At 67.9% G+C, this 17,204-nt stretch carries 15 protein-coding genes; 10 read left to right on the top strand and 5 right to left on the bottom strand.

The genetic code is table 11. The annotated features are described in order from the left end of the window. Nucleotides 1–29 precede the first annotated feature (29 nt). Nucleotides 30–923, top strand: a complete 894-nt coding sequence (locus MKK55_RS12300) for a LysR substrate-binding domain-containing protein (RefSeq protein ID WP_243934948.1) — start codon at nt 30–32, stop codon at nt 921–923. Between the two features lie 254 nt (nt 924–1,177). Here MKK55_RS12300 and MKK55_RS12295 read toward each other — a convergent pair whose 3' ends face one another. After that, nucleotides 1,178–2,077, bottom strand: coding sequence for a hypothetical protein (locus MKK55_RS12295; RefSeq protein ID WP_243934946.1), 900 nt, complete (start codon nt 2,075–2,077; stop codon nt 1,178–1,180). Between the two features lie 297 nt (nt 2,078–2,374). Here MKK55_RS12295 and MKK55_RS12290 point away from each other — a divergent pair, with 297 nt between their 5' ends. Both MKK55_RS12290 and MKK55_RS12285 read left to right on the top strand, forming a co-directional pair. Then, complete coding sequence (locus MKK55_RS12290) at nt 2,375–4,117, top strand: sensor histidine kinase (RefSeq protein WP_243934944.1); 1,743 nt, start codon at nt 2,375–2,377, stop codon at nt 4,115–4,117. A gap of 172 nt (nt 4,118–4,289) precedes the next feature. Further along, complete coding sequence (locus MKK55_RS12285; RefSeq protein ID WP_243934942.1) at nt 4,290–7,028, top strand: PAS domain-containing protein; 2,739 nt, start codon at nt 4,290–4,292, stop codon at nt 7,026–7,028. A gap of 117 nt (nt 7,029–7,145) precedes the next feature. On the opposite strand, the gene MKK55_RS12280 is transcribed toward MKK55_RS12285, so the two are convergent. Then, nucleotides 7,146–7,397, bottom strand: a complete 252-nt coding sequence (locus MKK55_RS12280; protein WP_243934941.1) for a helix-turn-helix domain-containing protein — start codon at nt 7,395–7,397, stop codon at nt 7,146–7,148. Nucleotides 7,398–8,032: 635 nt separating this feature from the next. On the opposite strand from MKK55_RS12280, the gene MKK55_RS12275 reads away from it, so the two are divergent. From MKK55_RS12275 to MKK55_RS12265, 3 genes are read left to right on the top strand one after another with little or no spacing between them, the layout of a single operon-like run. Then, complete coding sequence (locus MKK55_RS12275) at nt 8,033–8,833, top strand: pentapeptide repeat-containing protein (protein ID WP_243934940.1); 801 nt, start codon at nt 8,033–8,035, stop codon at nt 8,831–8,833. Nucleotides 8,834–8,874: 41 nt separating this feature from the next. Further along, nucleotides 8,875–9,264: a thioredoxin family protein gene (locus MKK55_RS12270; RefSeq protein ID WP_243934939.1), complete on the top strand. Its 390-nt coding sequence runs from the start codon at nt 8,875–8,877 to the stop codon at nt 9,262–9,264. Nucleotides 9,265–9,273: 9 nt separating this feature from the next. Then, nucleotides 9,274–9,993, top strand: coding sequence for a cytochrome c biogenesis CcdA family protein (locus MKK55_RS12265; RefSeq protein WP_243934937.1), 720 nt, complete (start codon nt 9,274–9,276; stop codon nt 9,991–9,993). 93 nt (nt 9,994–10,086) lie between these two features. Here MKK55_RS12265 and MKK55_RS12260 read toward each other — a convergent pair whose 3' ends face one another. Next, nucleotides 10,087–10,557 carry a regulator gene (locus tag MKK55_RS12260; protein WP_243934935.1) on the bottom strand — a complete coding sequence of 157 codons (471 nt, stop codon included), beginning with the start codon at nt 10,555–10,557 and terminating at the stop codon, nt 10,087–10,089. A 164-nt stretch (nt 10,558–10,721) separates the two neighbouring features. Further along, entirely contained in the window at nt 10,722–11,096 is a 375-nt protein-coding gene (locus MKK55_RS12255) for a response regulator (RefSeq protein ID WP_243934934.1), read from the bottom strand. 226 nt (nt 11,097–11,322) lie between these two features. Between MKK55_RS12255 and MKK55_RS12250 the strand changes: the two genes are divergently transcribed. Beyond that, nucleotides 11,323–11,727, top strand: coding sequence for a VOC family protein (locus MKK55_RS12250; RefSeq protein WP_313898962.1), 405 nt, complete (start codon nt 11,323–11,325; stop codon nt 11,725–11,727). Nucleotides 11,728–11,820: 93 nt separating this feature from the next. Here MKK55_RS12250 and MKK55_RS12245 read toward each other — a convergent pair whose 3' ends face one another. Further along, nucleotides 11,821–14,040, bottom strand: a complete 2,220-nt coding sequence (locus MKK55_RS12245; RefSeq protein WP_243934933.1) for a CHASE3 domain-containing protein — start codon at nt 14,038–14,040, stop codon at nt 11,821–11,823. Between the two features lie 336 nt (nt 14,041–14,376). Between MKK55_RS12245 and MKK55_RS12240 the strand changes: the two genes are divergently transcribed. From MKK55_RS12240 to MKK55_RS12230, 3 genes are all read left to right on the top strand, one after another. Continuing rightward, nucleotides 14,377–15,450, top strand: coding sequence for an alpha/beta hydrolase family protein (locus tag MKK55_RS12240; RefSeq protein WP_243934932.1), 1,074 nt, complete (start codon nt 14,377–14,379; stop codon nt 15,448–15,450). Nucleotides 15,451–15,936: 486 nt separating this feature from the next. Next, entirely contained in the window at nt 15,937–16,887 is a 951-nt protein-coding gene (locus MKK55_RS12235) for a PhnA-like protein (RefSeq protein ID WP_243934931.1), read from the top strand. A 116-nt stretch (nt 16,888–17,003) separates the two neighbouring features. Further along, nucleotides 17,004–17,204, top strand: a 201-nt coding sequence (locus tag MKK55_RS12230) for a CsbD family protein (RefSeq protein WP_243934930.1), incomplete at its 3' end; no start/stop codon positions are given.

The following is a 17,204-nucleotide window of genomic DNA, read 5'->3' as shown; positions in this document are numbered from 1 at the left end:
CTGACACGTAACGTTCCAATCGGGGAACGATGATGCGCCCAGACCTCAACGACTACGCCACCTTCGCGGAGGTCGTCGCCCATGGCGGCTTCACTGCCGCGGGCCGCGCGCTGCGGGAGCCGAAGTCGAAGCTGAGCCGACGGGTCTCGGCGCTGGAGGCCCGCCTCGGGGTGCGGCTCATCGAGCGCTCCAGCCGGCGCTTCCGCGTCACCGAGGTTGGGCAGACCTTCTACGAGCGCTGCCGCGCCATAATGTTGGAGGCAGAGCGGGCCGAGGCGCTCGTCGCAGAGGCCCAGGCCGAACCGCACGGGCGCATCCGCATGAGTTGCCCACGCAACCTCGTGAAATTCGCGTCCCGCATCGTGCGGGGCTTCCTCGACCGCTACCCTAAGGTCCAGTTGCAGCTCGTCGCCTCGGACCGGGCCGTCGACCTTATCGAGGAGCGCGTCGACGTCGCGCTCCGCGTCCGGCACGAGCTCACCAGCGATGCCTCGCTCACGATGCGGTCGCTGGGACGTTCACGCTGGATCCTCGTCGCCAGTCCGCAGGTCGCGAGCGGCCTCCGCGCCGACCTCGCCGACCTCGCCTCCGTCCCGACCATGGGCACGAGCGACGAGGCGGGCGAGATCACCTGGGTGCTGGAGCGCGACGACGGGGAGAGGCATGAGCTGCGTCACGAGCCGCGACTGACCTGCGGCGATTACGCTGTTCTATGCGATGCCGCGGCGGACGGATTGGGCGTTGCCTTCTTGCCCGATCACGCCTGCGCGGCCCACATCGCTGCCGGCAAGCTCGTTCGCGTCTTCCGGGAATGGCGGAGCCGGGACGGCATCGTCCATATCGTCTTCACAACCCGCCGCGGCCTGCCGCCCGCCGTCCGCGCCCTCATCGACCACTTGGCGAAGGAGTTCCCGGACCTGTGAGGGCGCAGAGCCTGCCGCGGACACACGGCTCTTGCGGCGTGTCGACGTCGGCCCATAGCCTTCCAAGGAGTCGGCGATAGAGGTCGGTCTGCCTCCGGCCCCCTGGGCAGTCCGACCGTGAGCGTGTCGGGGTACATTAGTCAGCCTCGTCCCAGCTGACCTGGGGAGCGCCCGCGGAACTCTTCCTTCGGTGGGGAATTTTCGACAGCCCCTCGGGGTGATTGGCTCATCGACGGGTCTCGCCCACCCTCCCGTCACGTCGACTTGGATCGACGGGCCTCCCGGGCGCGCTCCAGGAAAGCCGCCTTGCGTCGTTCCTCACGCAAGGTGTCGATGGTCGGCTGCCACCAGCCGCGAGCAAGGTCTTCCGGACCCGGTGCCGCCCGCGCAGGCCAGGCCCGGATCAACTCGTCATGCGTCGGCCTGCGACGCACCGCCCAGATCAACGTGCCGACGCTTGCAACACCCGGATACAACCAAGCTGCGACCGGGGTCTCGACGACCTCGCCGGTAACCGAGTCCAACACCACGCAGCCTGCATGGGTCATCAGCACTTGCCCGAGGGGGGGCAGCGCAATCTCCGGCACGGGGTAGCGATTGCGGCGGCGTTCGGCGGCCTCTGCCAGCCTATCGGCATGTTCGGGGGCCGCCCTGCGGGCTTCCGCCCGTTTCCGCCGCTCCTCCGGCTCGGCCCGGCATGCGGCCTCCTCGATAAGTGGCCAGCGTCGGCGCAACGCCTCGGACGAACGGAACGGGACGCGCCACGCCCTCGATGCCGGGTCCCACCGGGCCCATGGCACCTGGCGCAACTCGGCCACGACATCCCGTGAATAGGGCGTCCGCACCAGAAGGTCGTCGGCGACTTCCAGGTAAGGGCTGGTGATCGGCTCGAACGAGAAGGCGTCGCGGCCGCGCTCGTCGGCGTGGGCCAGCACGCCGGACCATTCGCGGCTGGACCATGAGTTCAGTCGGCGTTCCGCCGATATGCCCGGAACGAACCATGCGCCCAGGTCGTCGCGCCATCGCGCACGTGGAAAGGCGGTACGGAACCGCTCCACCGTCAGACGGTCATACGGAAAGGCTGCCGTCGCCCCGGGCCTTCCCCCACCGACCTCGCGCTGCGTCGCGCTGAACTGCTCCGTCACTTCGGTCATCGGTCGACCTGCGTTGACCCTTGGTAAGGCCGCCGTGTCCGGCGGCTCATTAGCAAGTTCGGGCTTGGGTACCGGTTCCAGCGGCGAACGCGGTGCGGGACCGAGACCTGCCGCCGGACTTGAGCATCGGCCCACCAATCCGAAAGCCCGGGATTGCAGATACCGAGGGACGCACGCGACCCCGCATCCACAATGGATCGCATGGATTGCCGTGGCCGTTCCGGCGGCCCGACCTATTTTAATGATCAGATCCCGGAATGCGCGACGGGGGTACCCAGGACCAGGACGCAGCCCCCGATGTCACTGACGAAGCGGATCGTGGGCCTAGTCGTGCTTGCCTTGATCCCGGCACTGGCCGTCCAAGGTTACAACGAGTACGCGCTGCGCGCAGCCCGCTCCGAGGCCGTCCGGAACGAGGCGATGCGCGCGGCGCGCGGCGTCGCGGCCGACCTCGGTCTGTTCGGCCAAGGGGCGAGACAGGTTCTCGGCATCCTCGCCGGCCTGTCCGAGATCCGCGCCAAGGACCCAAAGGCCTGCACCGCTTACCTGTCCACCGTCGTCGGGCGCGTCCCCGGCTCGTTCTTCTTCGGCGTCGCCGACGCGGACGGACGCATCCGGTGCAACACCCTCGGGTCCGCGGTCGGAGCCTACACCGTGGCCGACCGATCCTACTTCCAGGATGCGATGCGCACCGGTGGGTTCGCCATCGGAACGGTCGGGGCGGGGCGGGTCACCGGCCGGCCCACGATCCAGTTCGCCCAAGCCATCGCCGACGACGACGGAGACGGTCGGCGGGACGGCATCGTCATCACCAGCATCGACCTGTCCTACCTCGCGGCCCGGCAGGCCACCGCCGGGCTGCCGCCCGATGCCACGCTCACGGTCGCGGACCGGCTGGGCACCATCCTGGTCCGCCTGCCGGACCACGAGGCATGGGCGGGCAAGCCGCTTCCCCCAGCCCTGTGGAAGGCCCTTGCGGACCACCGCGGCGGGGTCTCGGATATGCCCGGCCTGCTCGGCGACACGCGCATCACGGCGGTGGCCAAGGCTTTGCCCTCGGACCTCGATTCGATGACGGTGGCGGTGGGCCTGTCGCCCGCTGCGGCCTTCGCCGACATCGATGCCGCCACCCGCCGCGGGGTGGTGCTGATCGGCCTCGGGGCAGCCATGGCCCTGGTGGCCGCGCTCATGGCCGGACGCGCCTTCATCCGTCGGCCCGTACGGCGCCTGCTCGCGGCGGCCAGCGCTTGGCGCGCCGGCGAGTTGATGGCGCGGACCGGGATCTCCGGGAGCGGCGAGTTCGGACAACTCGGCGAGGCATTCGACGCCATGGCCGCCTCGTTGGAGAGGCACCAGGGCGAGCTGCGCGAGGAGGTCGCCCGCAGCCACGTCCTGCAGGAGCGGCAAACGATGATGCTGCACGAGTTGAACCACCGCGTCCGCAACACCCTGACGACCGTACAATCCCTGGCGCGGCAGACCCGCAGGGACGACGACCGGGGCGAGCGCCTTGAGGGGCGCATCCTCTCGCTTTCGAAGACCCATGACCTGCTCTCGCGCGACGATTGGGGCGGCGCCTCGCTGCGTACCGTGCTGGAAAACGAGCTCTCCCCCTTCAGGGACGATCAGGACCACCGCTTCGGCCTGGAGGGCACCGACCTCGACCTGCCGCCACGCTATGTCCTGGCGCTCGGCATGACGGTGCACGAGTTGACGACCAACGCGGCCAAGTACGGCGCGCTCTCCACCGAAGCGGGGCGCGTCGACGTTTGCTGGGACGTCGTCACCGGCGAGAGCGGCGCCAGGCGCCTCGTCATGGAGTGGTGCGAGAGCGCAGGTCCGCCTGTGCAGGAGCCGGGCAAGCGCGGCTTCGGCACCCGCCTCATCACGGGCGGGGTCAGCCGCGAGCTCGGCGGTACCGTCCGGCTCGACTTCGCGGCGGAGGGGTTGCGCTGCCGCCTCGACGTTCCCCTCGACGAACCGGACCGCTTCACCACCTTCAGCGAAGTCGCCGCCGTTCGGCCGGCCGGTACGGCCTGATTGTTCGAAGGTCACCCCATCGGCCTGCGACGTCCTGCCGAGACGCCTTCGTGGGGATCCGTAGGGACCGAATTACGATACGACATTGATGGTCGAAACAATCGTAGGCAAACCTCGACGAGGGCGGCTTCGAATCCGGAACGAGATCGAAAAGAGAAAAATGGACGGCGGAATGGTCCTTAGGGGCGATCAGGCGGACACTCGCAGGCAGGCCGAACTTGCCAGCTACGCCATCCTCGATACGCCGACCGAGGCCGAGTTCGACGACATCGTGAGGGTGGCGTCCGAGGTCTGCGGCATGCCGGTGTCGCTGATCTCTCTCCTCGACGGCGACCGCCAGTGGTTCAAGGCCGAGACCGGCTTCGGGCAAAGCGAGACGCCCCTGTCCCAGTCGATCTGCGCCTACGCCGTTCAGCAGGATGACGTCTTCGAGATCGAGGACCTGACGCGGGACGCACGAACCTCCGACAATCCGCTGGTGACGGGTGGACCCGAGGTCCGGTTCTATGCGGGCGCCCCGTTGAGGACCCCTGACGGCGTGTCCCTCGGTGCGCTGTGCGTCCTCGACACCAAGCCGAACAAGCTCACCGCCTCGCAGGCGTTCGTGCTGCGAACCCTAGCGCACCAGGTCGTGACGACCCTGGAACTGCGGCGGTCGCTCCAGCTGCGTAAGGAGGGCGACCGTCGCAACAAGGCCATCCTGGAGAGCGCGGTCGACTACGCCATCGTCTCCATGGACCTGGATGGCATGGTGACGAGCTGGTCCCCCGGCGCCGAACGCATCCTCGGCTGGTCCGAGGCCGAGATGTGCGGCAGGCCCGCCCACGTCTTCTTCGCGGGCGAGGACGTCGCGAACGGCATCCCGGAACAGGAGATGGCCTCGGCCCTGCTGCACGGGCGCGGCGCGGACGAGCGCTGGCACCTGCGCAAGGACGGTACGCTGTTCTGGGCAAACGGCGAGATGATGCCGCTCCGGGACGAGGACGGCCGCCACGAGGGCTTTCTCAAGATCCTGCGGGATCGCACGGAGCAGAGGAACGCCGCCGCCAAGGAGCAGGCCGACGCCGCCTTCATGCGGAGCGTGCTGGCCTCCTCGGCCGACTGCATCAAGGTGCTCGACCTCGACGCCAAGCTGACCTTCATGAACGAGGGCGGCATGGCGGTCATGGAGGTCGTCGACTTCAACGCGGTCAAGGGCTGTCCCTGGCCCGACTTCTGGGTCGAGTCCGGCAATGCCGACGCCCAAGCGGCGGTCTGGGCGGCGCTGGCCGGTGGTACCGGCCACTTCCAGGGGGCTGCGGACACGTTCAAGGGCACGCCCAAATGGTGGGACGTTCAGGTCACCCCGATCCGGGGGCAGGACGGCCAGCCCGAACGCCTGCTCGTCGTCTCACGCGACATCACCAGTCAACGGGCTTCCGAGCGGCGGGTCGCCGAGAGCGAGAAGCGGTGGCGCGGCCTGTTCGAGGGCATGCGGGAAGGCTTCTTCCTGGGTGAGTTGGTCCGCGACGGAAACGGGCGTGCGGTCGATTATCGGTTCGTGGAGATCAACCCGGCCTTCGCCCGGCAATCCGGTCTGCCACTCAACAGCGTCGGCCTCACGATCCGCAGCTTCGTGCCCGACATCGAGCAATGGCTGATCGACAGCTACGCGAACGTCGTCGACACCGGCGAACCGGCGTTGTTCGAGATCGACGTCCCCGGCCTGCAGAGGTGGTTCGAGGTCCGCGCCAGCAAGGAAAGCGGCGACCGTTTCAGTTGCCTCTTCCTCGACGTCACCGACCGCAAGCAGAACGAGGTGCGACGCGGCGCAATGATCGAGTTGGGCGACCGTCTTCGCAATACCACCGACCCGATTGAGATCTCCCGGGCGGCTGCGGACATCCTCGGCCGTACGCTGGACCTGTCCCATGCGGGGTACGGAACCGTGGACCACGACCGGGAAACCATCGTCATCGAGGAAGGCTGGACGACCCCCGGGATCCCCGGCATCGGAGGGCTGCACGGCTTTCGGGACTACGGCACCTACATCGAGGACCTGAAGAGCGGCCAGGCCGTCGTCATCGGCGATGTGGCGACCGACCCCCGCACGGCGAAAGACGCCGACGCCCTGGCGGCCATCCAGGTGCGTTCGCTGCTCAACCTGCCGCTAATGGAACACGGCAGGTTCGTGGGCATGCTGTACGCGCTCAAGGGCACGCCGTACGCCTGGAAGCCTGAGGAGATCATCTTCGCCAACACCATCGCCGACCGGACCCGCGCGGCCCTGGCCCGGATCGAGGCGGAGGAGCGTCAGCGGACGCTGAACCTGGAACTCAGTCATCGCATGAAGAACATGCTGGCCATGGTCCAGTCCATTGCCACCCAGACCATGCGAACGGCGAGCGATCTCGATACCGCCAAGGAGGTCCTGGCCGGGCGGCTGGTCGCGCTGAGCAAGTCGCACGACCTGCTACTCGGGGGCTCAGTCAGCGCAGCCCCGGTCGAGGTCCTGATCGGAAGCGCACTCCAGACCCACGAGGACAATCCGGGCCGGTTCAAGTTGGAGGGACCGACCTTCACCGTCGGGGCCAGGGCGGCGATGTCGCTGTCGCTGATCCTGCACGAGCTCGCGACCAATGCGGCCAAGTACGGGGCACTCTCGACGGCCAACGGCCGGGTGTCGATCACCTGGCAGCTGCGGGACGTGGTCGGCGAGCCCCATTGCGTCCTGCGCTGGTCGGAGGCGGGAGGTCCCGCCGTGGTGCCACCGACCCGCACCGGCTTCGGATCGCGGTTGATCGGGCGGGGCTTGGCCGGGAACTTCGGAGGCGAGGTCGACCTGTCCTATCCCGCCACCGGCGTCGTCTGCACCATCGACGCGCCCCTCAGGGGGCTGCAGGCAGAGGATACCCCGACGCCGGGGCATTAGGCCTTCATCGGCGCGTCGTCTGATGGCTTGGGCGAAAGCATGCCGTGGACAGGAAACTCGCGGTCGATCAGGTCATTTCGCCCGTTATGATATCCGCTTTGATCTCCAGCGATGAGTTCAGTTCGGCGTTCCGGCAGCTAAACCGGCGCGGTCGATGACCTGCACCTGTCCTCGCCGGACCTCCACTAGCCCACAATCGGCCCACTCGCCCAACAGGCGGCTGATGACTTCCCGCACGCTGCCGACGTCCGAGGCGAGCTGCTGATGGGTCTTCCAGACGATGCCTCCCGCATCGGCCTCGACCAGCAGGCGCCGTGCGAGCCTCCGCTCCAACGGGGCGAAGGCGACCTCCTCGACGAGGTCGAACATCCCCGACAAGAGCTTGGTGTAATCGTCGAGGACAAAAATCGCGGAAGGCTTCGCTCTCACGCATCAGCTGTCGGAAGGTATCCGTCGGCAACGCTGCGAGCTCTGTCTTAGCCTCGGCCACGCTCTGGGCCGGGAAGCCTCCTCCCGAAAGCAGGCACTGTGTGGTTAGCACGCAGGTCCCGCCGGCGCCGACCTTGTAGATTAGCATCTCGCGGCCGCCTTCCGACATCCGGAACACTCGGGTCCGGCCGTCGATGCACATGAGGTAGTTCGCGCAGGCGCCCTGGAGTTCGTAGGCAATCGCCCCTTCCTCAAGCACGGGGAAATGCACCGTGCCGCGGGCGATCTGGAGGTGGGCCGCGCTGAATTCACGGACGAGCGGGAAACGCTCGATCCAGCGTTCGACCTGATGGGCGCTGTGCATGGTCCTCCTCCCGGGGCGGGCGGTCGTTGGATGCCGCGATGCCCATGACTCAAGCGTTATGGTTCCGGAATCCGTAGCCTTCGGTGACTTGGGTCACAGACGTTTGCGTCGGCATTCCATACCACTGTCGTCACTGAACAAAAAACCGTCCGGCAAGACCGTGAGGAAGCGCAGGCTTTCGATGGGCCAGGGCGAATAACCGGGAGAAATCATGCGCCGCCTCGCCCCCCTTCTGCTCGCCTCCATCCTTCTAGCCGCACCCGCCCATGCCGAGCAGGACCTGCTCCTGGGCGCCGACATGAACTCGTCCGCAATGACCAAGGCCGAGCTGACCCGGGCCGACGTCGAGGCGCTGATCGCCAAGGCCGACGGCAAGCCCATCGACCTCTCCGACAAGGCGCTGGCCGGCCTCGACCTCTCCGGCCTGAACCTCAAGGGCGCGAACCTTCGCACCGCCCGGCTCAACAAGGCCAACCTGCGCGGCGCCGACCTGAGCGGAGCGAACCTGGAGCAGGCCTGGTTCATCAAGGCCGACCTCTCCGGTGCCAAGCTGGTGGGCGCCAAGATGTTCGGCATCACCGCCCGCGACGCCAACCTCAGCGGGGCAGACCTCAGCAGGTCGATGCCCATCGGCGACTTCAAGGGCGCCAACATGGCCGGGGCGACGCTGGTCGACCTCAAGGGCGGCGCCGACATCAAGAACCAGTCGATGGGCCTGATGCGGGCCGTGTTCGTCTCGGTGAACCTCAAGGGCGCCAACCTGAAGGGGGCGAACCTCGGTCGCTCTCGCCTCGAATACGCCGACCTCACCGACGCCGACCTGACCGACGTGGTCCTCATGGGTTCCGACCTGTCGGGGGCCAACCTCACCGGCGCGACCGTCGCCGGGGCCGACTTCAAGAACGTCGACGTCACCGCCGCCCGTCTGATCGATCTCAAGGGTCAGGACAGCGCCAAGGACTGGTCGGCCCGCGTGAACGTCGACCGGGCGATCACGCAGGTCTTGAACTGAGCCCTCTTCCACCTCGACCGATCCACGAAGGAAAGACATCCATGACCACCCGACGCATCCTGCTCGCCGCCTTCGCCGTCGCCCCCATGCTGTTCGGCACCGCCGCCGGCGCCGCCGAGATGACCTACACCCCCGCCGCGTTCGAGGCCGCCCAGAAGGCCGGCAAGCCGATCCTGGTGCACATCACCGCCCCGTGGTGCACGACCTGCGCCGCCCAGAAGCCGATCCTGTCGAAGCTTGAGGCCGACCCGAAGTTCAAGGACCTTCAGGTGTTCGACGTCGACTTCGACAGCCGCAAGGACGTGGTCAAGAAGTTCGGCGCGACGATGCAGAGCACGCTCATCACCTACAAGGGCGAGAAGGAGACCGGGCGCTCGGCCGGCGAGACCAAGCCCGAGGCGATCTCCTCGCTCCTCGATAATGCGATCTGAGGCCACGCCATGGTCACGAGCCTCGGCCTCGCCTTCCTCGCCGGCATCCTCTCGGTGCTGTCCCCCTGCGTGCTGCCGTTGCTGCCGCTGGTGCTCGGCGCGGCGGCGTCGGAGCACAGGCTCGGCCCGGCTGCCCTCGCCGCCGGCCTGGCCCTGTCGTTCGTGATCATCGGCCTGTTCGTGGCGACGGTCGGCTTCGCCATCGGCCTCGACGCCGGCATTTTCCGGACCGGCGCGGCCATCATGCTGGTCCTGATCGGGTTGGTCCTGATGGTCCCGGCGGCCCAGACGCGGCTGGCCGTGGCGGCGGGGCCCGTGAGCAACTGGACCGAGAGCCGGTTCGGCGGCTTCTCAACCGCCGGCCTGCTCGGCCAGTTCGGCGTCGGGGTGCTGCTCGGGGCGGTTTGGAGCCCCTGCGTCGGGCCCACCCTCGGGGCGGCCTCGTTGCTCGCCTCCCAGGGACGCGACCTCGGCGTGGTCGCGCTCACCATGCTCCTGTTCGGCCTCGGCGCGGCCCTTCCGCTGCTGCTGCTCGGCACCCTGTCGCGCGAGGTACTGATGCGATGGCGCGACCTCATGATGGGGCTGGGCAAGGGGCTGAAGGCGGCGCTGGGCCTGATCCTCGTCGCCACGGGCCTGATGATCGCCTCGGGCTTCGACAAGGCCGCCGAGACCGCCTTGGTCAACGCCTCCCCGGCTTGGCTGACCAACCTCACCACCCGCCTCTGAGGCGGGAGACCGGTCCGGGTCCGTACGAGCTAACCAGATCGGTCGCCTACGAACGCCGGGGATGATTGCCACATCCCCGGCGTTGCCTCGCCTTCATGCGGCCCTGGCGGTGACCTTCTCGTACGTGCCCGTCGCGACCTGCTCTTCGAGCTGCGCCTTGAAGTCCGCGATCCCGAGGACCTGGACCGGATTGCTGGCGTCGTCGAGGAACTCGTAGAGTGCGTCCTCGATGTTGCGGTTGCTAAAAAACACGATGGCGTCCTCGTCGCCGCCGCCTTCGAGATGCGGCTCGCCGTTCGCCACGCCCGAGACGTAGCTGCCCGTCGGGCGGGTCTCCTTGTGCGTCCCGTCCGGGCGATAGAACCGGAGCTCGCCCTGCATCACCAGCGTCACGTAGGGGCTCTTGTGCCGGTGCAGCATCACCTTCTGGTTCGCCGCGAACTTGAAGACGACGTCGACGATGCGGTTCTCCTCGTCGACCTTGTAAACGAAGAAGGCGATGTGCGGCAGCCAGTCGAGCGTCCGCCAAGTGATGTTGCTCTCGTCGAACATGGGCTTCGGCATTCCGTTTCCTTCCGCTCCCCCATCCGGCCGATCTTGGCGGACGCACGGCTTTCCGCCGCATCAGATGGTTTGACGTGAGGGAAACGTCCCGCATGGCGGATCGATGCGGCGGCCTTTTCGACTGGCTAAGCTTGGCACATGCGGTCGAAGGCAGAGGACAGCGGTCAGACCGCGTGCTGGATGGCGTCAACGACCTGATCGGCGCTGTAGGGCTTCGGCACGAACAGGCCGTGGTCCGGGATGTCCTCCTGGGCGAACCGACGGCGTCCCGAGGTCACGACGAGGCGGATGCCGGGCCATGCCTCGTGCACGCGCCCGGCCAGGGTCACCCCGCACATCGAACCCGGCATGTCGACGTCGGTGAAGAGCGCGCCGATGTCGGAGCGTTCGTGCAGGATGAACCACGCCTCGTCGGCGTGGCGCGCCTCGATGATCGTGAAGCCCGCATCCTCCAGCATCTCGACGGCGCAGAGGCGCACGAGGTCGTCGTCCTCTACGACGAGGACGGTCGAGGCTTCCATGGAGCGCTTCTGGACCATCGTTTCGCAACACGGCCTAGCCGGATTGGTTGCCGCCGATGGCTACGTCCTTTGGTTTTCCGACATCATACGACCCAACGGCCCTGCTGCAGTTGCTATCGGTCACGCGTTTCGGCCGGGGGATCGGAGACCCGTGGAGATCTTGACGGTCGGCGGCGGCACCGGCTCTTGGAGGCATCGCGCCTACCGCAGGAGAGCATCGGTCTTGTAACCACGCCTCAGCCTCATCACCCTCGGCGTCGCGGATCTCGACCGGGCGATCTCGTTCTACGAAGGTCTGGACTGGCCCAGGCACGTGCGGTCGGCGCAGGGCGTCGCCTTCTTCCAGCTCGGCGGCCTGGGGCTGTCCCTATATCCGCGCGCCGACCTGGCCAAGGACGCCGGCGTACCCTTGGAGAGCCGGCCCTTGCAGGGCTTCACGCTCGCCTACAACACGCGCTGCCGGGACGACGTGGGCAAGGTGCTCGCGCAGGCCGTAGCCCTCGGCGGTCGGATCACCCGACATGCCGAGGATGCCGTCTGGGGCGGCCATCACGGGCACTTCTGCGATCTGGACGGTTTCCTGTGGGAGGTCGCCTGGAACCCGGGCTTCGTCCTCGCGGACGATGGCCGCCTCACCTTGCCGCCGTAGCCTGATCACCCCCTGTCGTCGAGGATGGTCCCCACCCGTCACGGCCCGTTCCGGGACGTGTAGGCGGATCCTCGCAGTCTGCTGCCAGCAGTCCTAACGCGGTCGCAGTTCCACGACGTTCGGCGCCTCGCTCACGCCAGTGGCGGGTGACCCCAACACCTCGGCGACCTTGCGGGCGAGCTGCTCCCGCTTGAACGGCTTGCCGATGAGGTGGACCCCGTCGTCGAGGCGTCCTTGGTGGACGATGGAGTTCTCGGTGTAGCCGGACATGAAGACCACTTTCACCTCCGGGCGGATGGCGACAATGGCCTCGGATAGATCGCGTCCGTGCACCTTGCCGGGGAGCACCACGTCGGTCAGCAACAGGTCGACCTGCGAAGCATGGAGCCCGAACATCCTCAGGCCCTCCTCGCCGTCGGCCGCCTCCAGGACGCGGTAGCCGAGGTCAGCCAGGATCGCGCAGGCGATCTCGCGCACCGCCGCCTCGTCCTCGACCACAAGCACCGTCGCCGATCCGCGCGGCAGGTCGATGGGGGCGGACGAGCGCGTCGCGGCAGCCGAGACGGCCTTCAGGGCGCGCGGCAGGTAGATCTTCACCGTCGTACCCTGACCGGGCTCGGAGTAGATCTTCACGTGCCCGCCCGACTGCTTGACGAAGCCGAACACCATGGCGAGGCCGAGCCCCGTGCCCTTGCCGTCGGGCTTGGTCGTAAAGAATGGCTCGAACACCCGCGCCACAACCTCGCGGGTCATGCCGTGGCCGGTGTCGGAGACCGCCACCATGGCGTAGTCGCCCGGCGTCACCTCGGTGTTATCGCGGGCATACGCCTCGTCGAGCACCTTGTTGCCGAGCTCGATGGTGAGGCGGCCGCCGCCCGGCATCGCATCGCGGGCGTTCAGGGCGAGGTTGAGGACGGCGCTCTCCAGCTGTGCCGGGTCCGCCATGGCTGGCCACAGCCCCGCGGTCTCGACGTAGCGGACGTCGATATGCTCGCCGAGGGTTCGACGCATAAGCGGCACCAGGTCGGGCATGGTGGCTGCAAGGTCGATGGCGGCAGGCGCGAGCGGCTGCTTGCGGGCGAAGGCCAGAAGCTGGCCGGTCAGGGTCGCCCCGCGCTGGGCCGCCCATGAAGCGCGTTCGATGCGCTGCTGCAGCCTGGGGTCGTCGCTCACCTTGGCGCGCACGAACTCAAGGTTCCCGAGGATGACCTGCAACAGGTTGTTGAAGTCATGCGCGATGCCCCCGGTCAACTGCCCGATGGCTTGCATCTTCTGGGCTTCCCGAAGGACCCCTTCGGCCTGGACGCGCTTGGTCATGTCGGAAAGGGTCAACACGAACCCGCCGTCCGGCATCGGGGTGCGGCGGATCTCAAGATGGTGGCTGTCGGCGCGCTCGCGCTCGTATGTCACCGCCTCGCCGGCCCTTTGGCTGCCATGCCGGATCTGGTCCTCGGTCTCCAGCGCGGGTCGGCCCGGCTCCGCAGTGTGCTCGACGAAGGCGGCGTAGGCGGTGCCCGGCCGCACCATCGCCTTTGGCAGGTCGAGCAGGACCTGGAAGCAATGATTCCAGTTCTTGAGCTTTCGATCCGGTCCGAAGACGGCGACGCCCTGGCTGAGGCTGTCGAGGGTGGTGCGCAGGCGCAGGACGAGATCGCCCTGGGCGATCTCCGCCTTGTGGGAGCGCGACCATGCCTGGTTTAGGAGCCGCGCGGCAGCCAAAAGGACCAGGATGGCGAGCCCGGAGCCGCCGATCACCATCCAACGCACCCACCCGGCGCGGGCGTCGTTCTGGGCGACGCGTTCTGCGAGTAGCTTCTCCTCGTCCGCGAGCATCGCCGCGAGGGAGGTCTCCGCATCCCTCATGTACGCCTTGCCGGCATCCGAGTTGACGATGCGTAGCGCCGTTTCCAACCCGGAATCCCGCCGCGCCTGCACGGTCTGGGCGAGTTCCTCCAGCTTGTGCTGGATCACGGGTGCGAGGTCCCGCAACCGTTGCTGCTGCACCGGATTGTCGGCGGTGAGCTTCTGCATCTCACCCTGGAGCACGCCGATGCGGTCGCGGGCGGCGTCGTAGGGTGCGAGGTACTCGTCCTTGCCGGTGAGGACGTAGCCACGCTGGCCGGTCTCGGCGTCGCGCAGGGCGATGGCGAGGTCCTTGAGCGTGCCGAGGACGTCGTAGCTGTGCTGCGACCACTGCCGCGCGTCGCGGGAGGCGTTGAGCCGCTCCCAGGTCACCGCGCCGACGAGGGCGAGGATGGCCAGCAGGACCGCGAGGATCAGGACGTTCGCGCGGGCGACGAGGTGCTTGGTCATGCCGATGTTCCCCACGTCCGCCGCCGATGGCCACCGACATGGGCCGAGACCGTGATCCCTCTCCCGAACGTGGGGAAGGCGGGCGCTCAGGAGCCTGCGCCTCGTTCATAGCACAGGGCTTGGCGATTGGTTGGGAATAACGGTCATGCGAAAGCGCCGGGCAATGGTGTCTTAGAACCGGCGGGACCGAGCGTAAGCGAACATTCGATGTCCGTCGCGAACCAGGGCTGCCACCGCAATCGAAAGGCTGGCGCCTCCGCGCCCCGCGGGGATGCCCAACGATGGACACAAGGCTCCGGCCTGATCGGCTTGCCTGCCGAGATCCGAGAGACGTCCATGACCACAATCGCCGACGTCGCGCCACGCTCGGACGCCTTGTCGGAAACGAGTACCCGTGGCCTGAGCCGGCGGCGGTTCGGTGCGATGGCCCTGGCGGCTGGTGCCGGAAGTTGGCTGCCGTCCCTGTCGGCAGAGGCGCTGCCTGTGTCCGCCGAGGCACGGTTCATCGACTTCGAGTGGGTCGACCCGTCACGCGACCGCGCGGTGCCGGCGCGGCTCTACTGGCCGGCCACAGCGACCCGCAAGGGGCCGGTCCCGCTGATCGTCTTCTCCCATGGGCTCGGCGGCTCGCGGAAGGGCTACAGCTACCTCGGCGAAGGATGGTCGGCGCGCGGAACCGCCAGCCTGCACATCCAGCATGTCGGCAGCGACCAGGCGCTGTGGGAGGGAAACCCGATCCTGCTCCTCGACCGCCTCGACGGCGCGGCGGACGAGCGCGAGGCCATCGAGCGGACGCGGGACGTGAGCTTCGGCCTCGACCGCCTGCTCGGCCGTGAGAATCCCTTCCATGCCGCCATCGACCGGAAACGCATCGTCGCGGCCGGCCACTCCTACGGGGCGAACACCACCCTGATCCTCACCGGCGCCCAGGTGATCCGCGACGGGAAGCCCATCGGATACCGGGACCCGCGCTTCACGGCGAGCATCGTCATCTCGGCCCCGCCCTTCTACGGCGAAACCGACCTCGCAGCGGTCCTCGCGTCGGTCGACGTCCCCACCCTTCACGTGACCACGACGGAGGACACGATCCGCATCCCCGGCCGCTTCTCACCGGTCCAGGACCGCATCGACGTCTTCAAGGCCATCCCCACGGAGAGAAAGGCACTCGTCGTGTTCCAGGGCGGTTCGCACAGTGTGTTCACCGACCGGTCCCTTAGGAACGGCGGGCCGCTGAACCCCCTGGTCAAGCGTGCGACGATGGAAGCTGGCTTGGCGTTCCTCGATCTCGTGCATCGCTCCGATCCCGCTCCGATGGAGGATTGGAACGTGACCTGGAAGCCGATCCTGGCCGCGGCACCGGTGCCTTTCCCGGTCCCGGCGAGGCAGGCGGACCGTCGACGTCGCGCCTGATGTCCCGCGCCGCATCACCGCTCGACATGGTGGCGTCGCGACCTGTACCGCCTGCTGGCGGCTACAGGGACCCGAGGGAGGGCCGCGCGTACGATCCGGCCTGACGATACCTCGCCCTACTCGGAACCATCCGAACGAGCGCGACACGCTCTCATACCCGACGAGACGTATCCCCACCGGCATCCGGGTGCATTGGGAGCGTCCGGTTCGATGGGCGAGAAAGCAAATCTACGGCCTCGCATCGGGTATCCTCGATAGTTCCGGGGATATCGCAACGCTGCCGCCGAACATCGATTCATTGCCGTCGTGAACAGCGGTGTTCGGACGCCTCGCTCGTTCGGAGCAAGTATTCTCGTACGAACCAAATGATTTCGTGCCGAGATGTTAATCTGCGGAACATCGTCGAGCGTGGACCCTTGAGCAAGGCGGCGTGCCTCGAATGGAGGAGCGCTCCTCGATATTTTTCGAACAGCATTGGGACGACACATGGCCTTGACGCCCGACACGACGCGCGCCGACCTCGACCGCAGCTCCGCTGCGGGCGTGCACCCCGTCGACGACCTGCGCACCGTCGCGGTCCACAAGGTCGCCTGGGGCGCGATCTTCGCCGGAGCGGTCATCGCCCTCGTCGCTCAGGTCATCCTCAACATGGTCGGCCTCGGCATCGGCCTGTCGACCGTCGATCCGGCCGGCAACGGCACCCCCACCGCAGGGTCACTCTCCTCGGGCGCCGGGATCTGGTTCGTGATCTCGGGCATCCTCGCCTCCGCAGCCGGCGGCTGGCTCGCCGGACGCCTCTCGGGCAAGCCGGCCTTGCTCACCGGTGGCCTGCATGGCCTGGTGGCCTGGGCGGTCTCGACCCTGGTGGTAATCTACCTGCTCTCGTCGGCGGTCGGTGGTGCGGTCAGTGGCGCATCGAGCGCGGTGTCGAGCACCCTCGGCGGGGCCGGCAACCTGATCGGCGGCTCGGTGAAGACGGCGGCCCAGGCTGCGGCGCCGTCGCTTCCGGGCATGGACAACCCGTTCTCGAACATCGAGAGCCAGGTCCGCAACGGCACCGGCAACGATCCCGAGGCCCTCAAGAACACTGCCGTCAGCGCGATGCGCGCCGCCGTGACCGGTGACGCCGCCCAGCAGAAGGATGCGCAGGAGAAGGCCGCCCAGGCTCTCGCCAAGGCGCAGGGCATCCCGGTCGATCAGGCCCGGACCCAGGTCGCGGACTACACCAAGCAGTTCAACGACACGGTCGCCAAGACCAAGGAGCAGGCCAAGCAGGCAGCCGATACCGCCGCTCGCGTCGGCTCGCAGGGTGCGCTCTACGGCGCCCTCGCGCTGATCCTCGGTGCGGTCGCCGCCTTCCTCGCCGGCCGTGGCGGGGCCAAGGGCCTCGTCGCGGATCGCCCCATCGTCGCGCCGGTCGGTCAGCGTCGGGTCTGAGCCCCGTCCCGGGTCGCTTCCTGCCAACCGGCAAGGGGTGACCGGCTCACTGTGAATGCCCACGGCCAAGCAGGCCGTGGGCCGTCGAGCATCACCATCCAATCCGGAGCGCGATCATGGATGAGAACCGCATCACAGGCGCCGCCAAGGAACTCGGCGGCAAGGTCCAGGGCGCTGTCGGCGACGTCACGGGCGACCGCGAGACCCAGGCCAAGGGCACCGCCAACGAGGCGAGGGGTACCGTCGAGAACCTGTACGGACAGGCCAAGGACGCGGTGCGGGACGTCGCCGACCAGGCGGGTGGCATGGCAAAGGAC

Source organism: Methylobacterium sp. J-059 (assembly GCF_022829485.1).
Lineage (GTDB): Bacteria > Pseudomonadota > Alphaproteobacteria > Rhizobiales > Beijerinckiaceae > Methylobacterium.
Note: the sequence above shows the minus strand (reverse complement) of the source record. Positions and strands in the feature narration are given on the sequence as shown.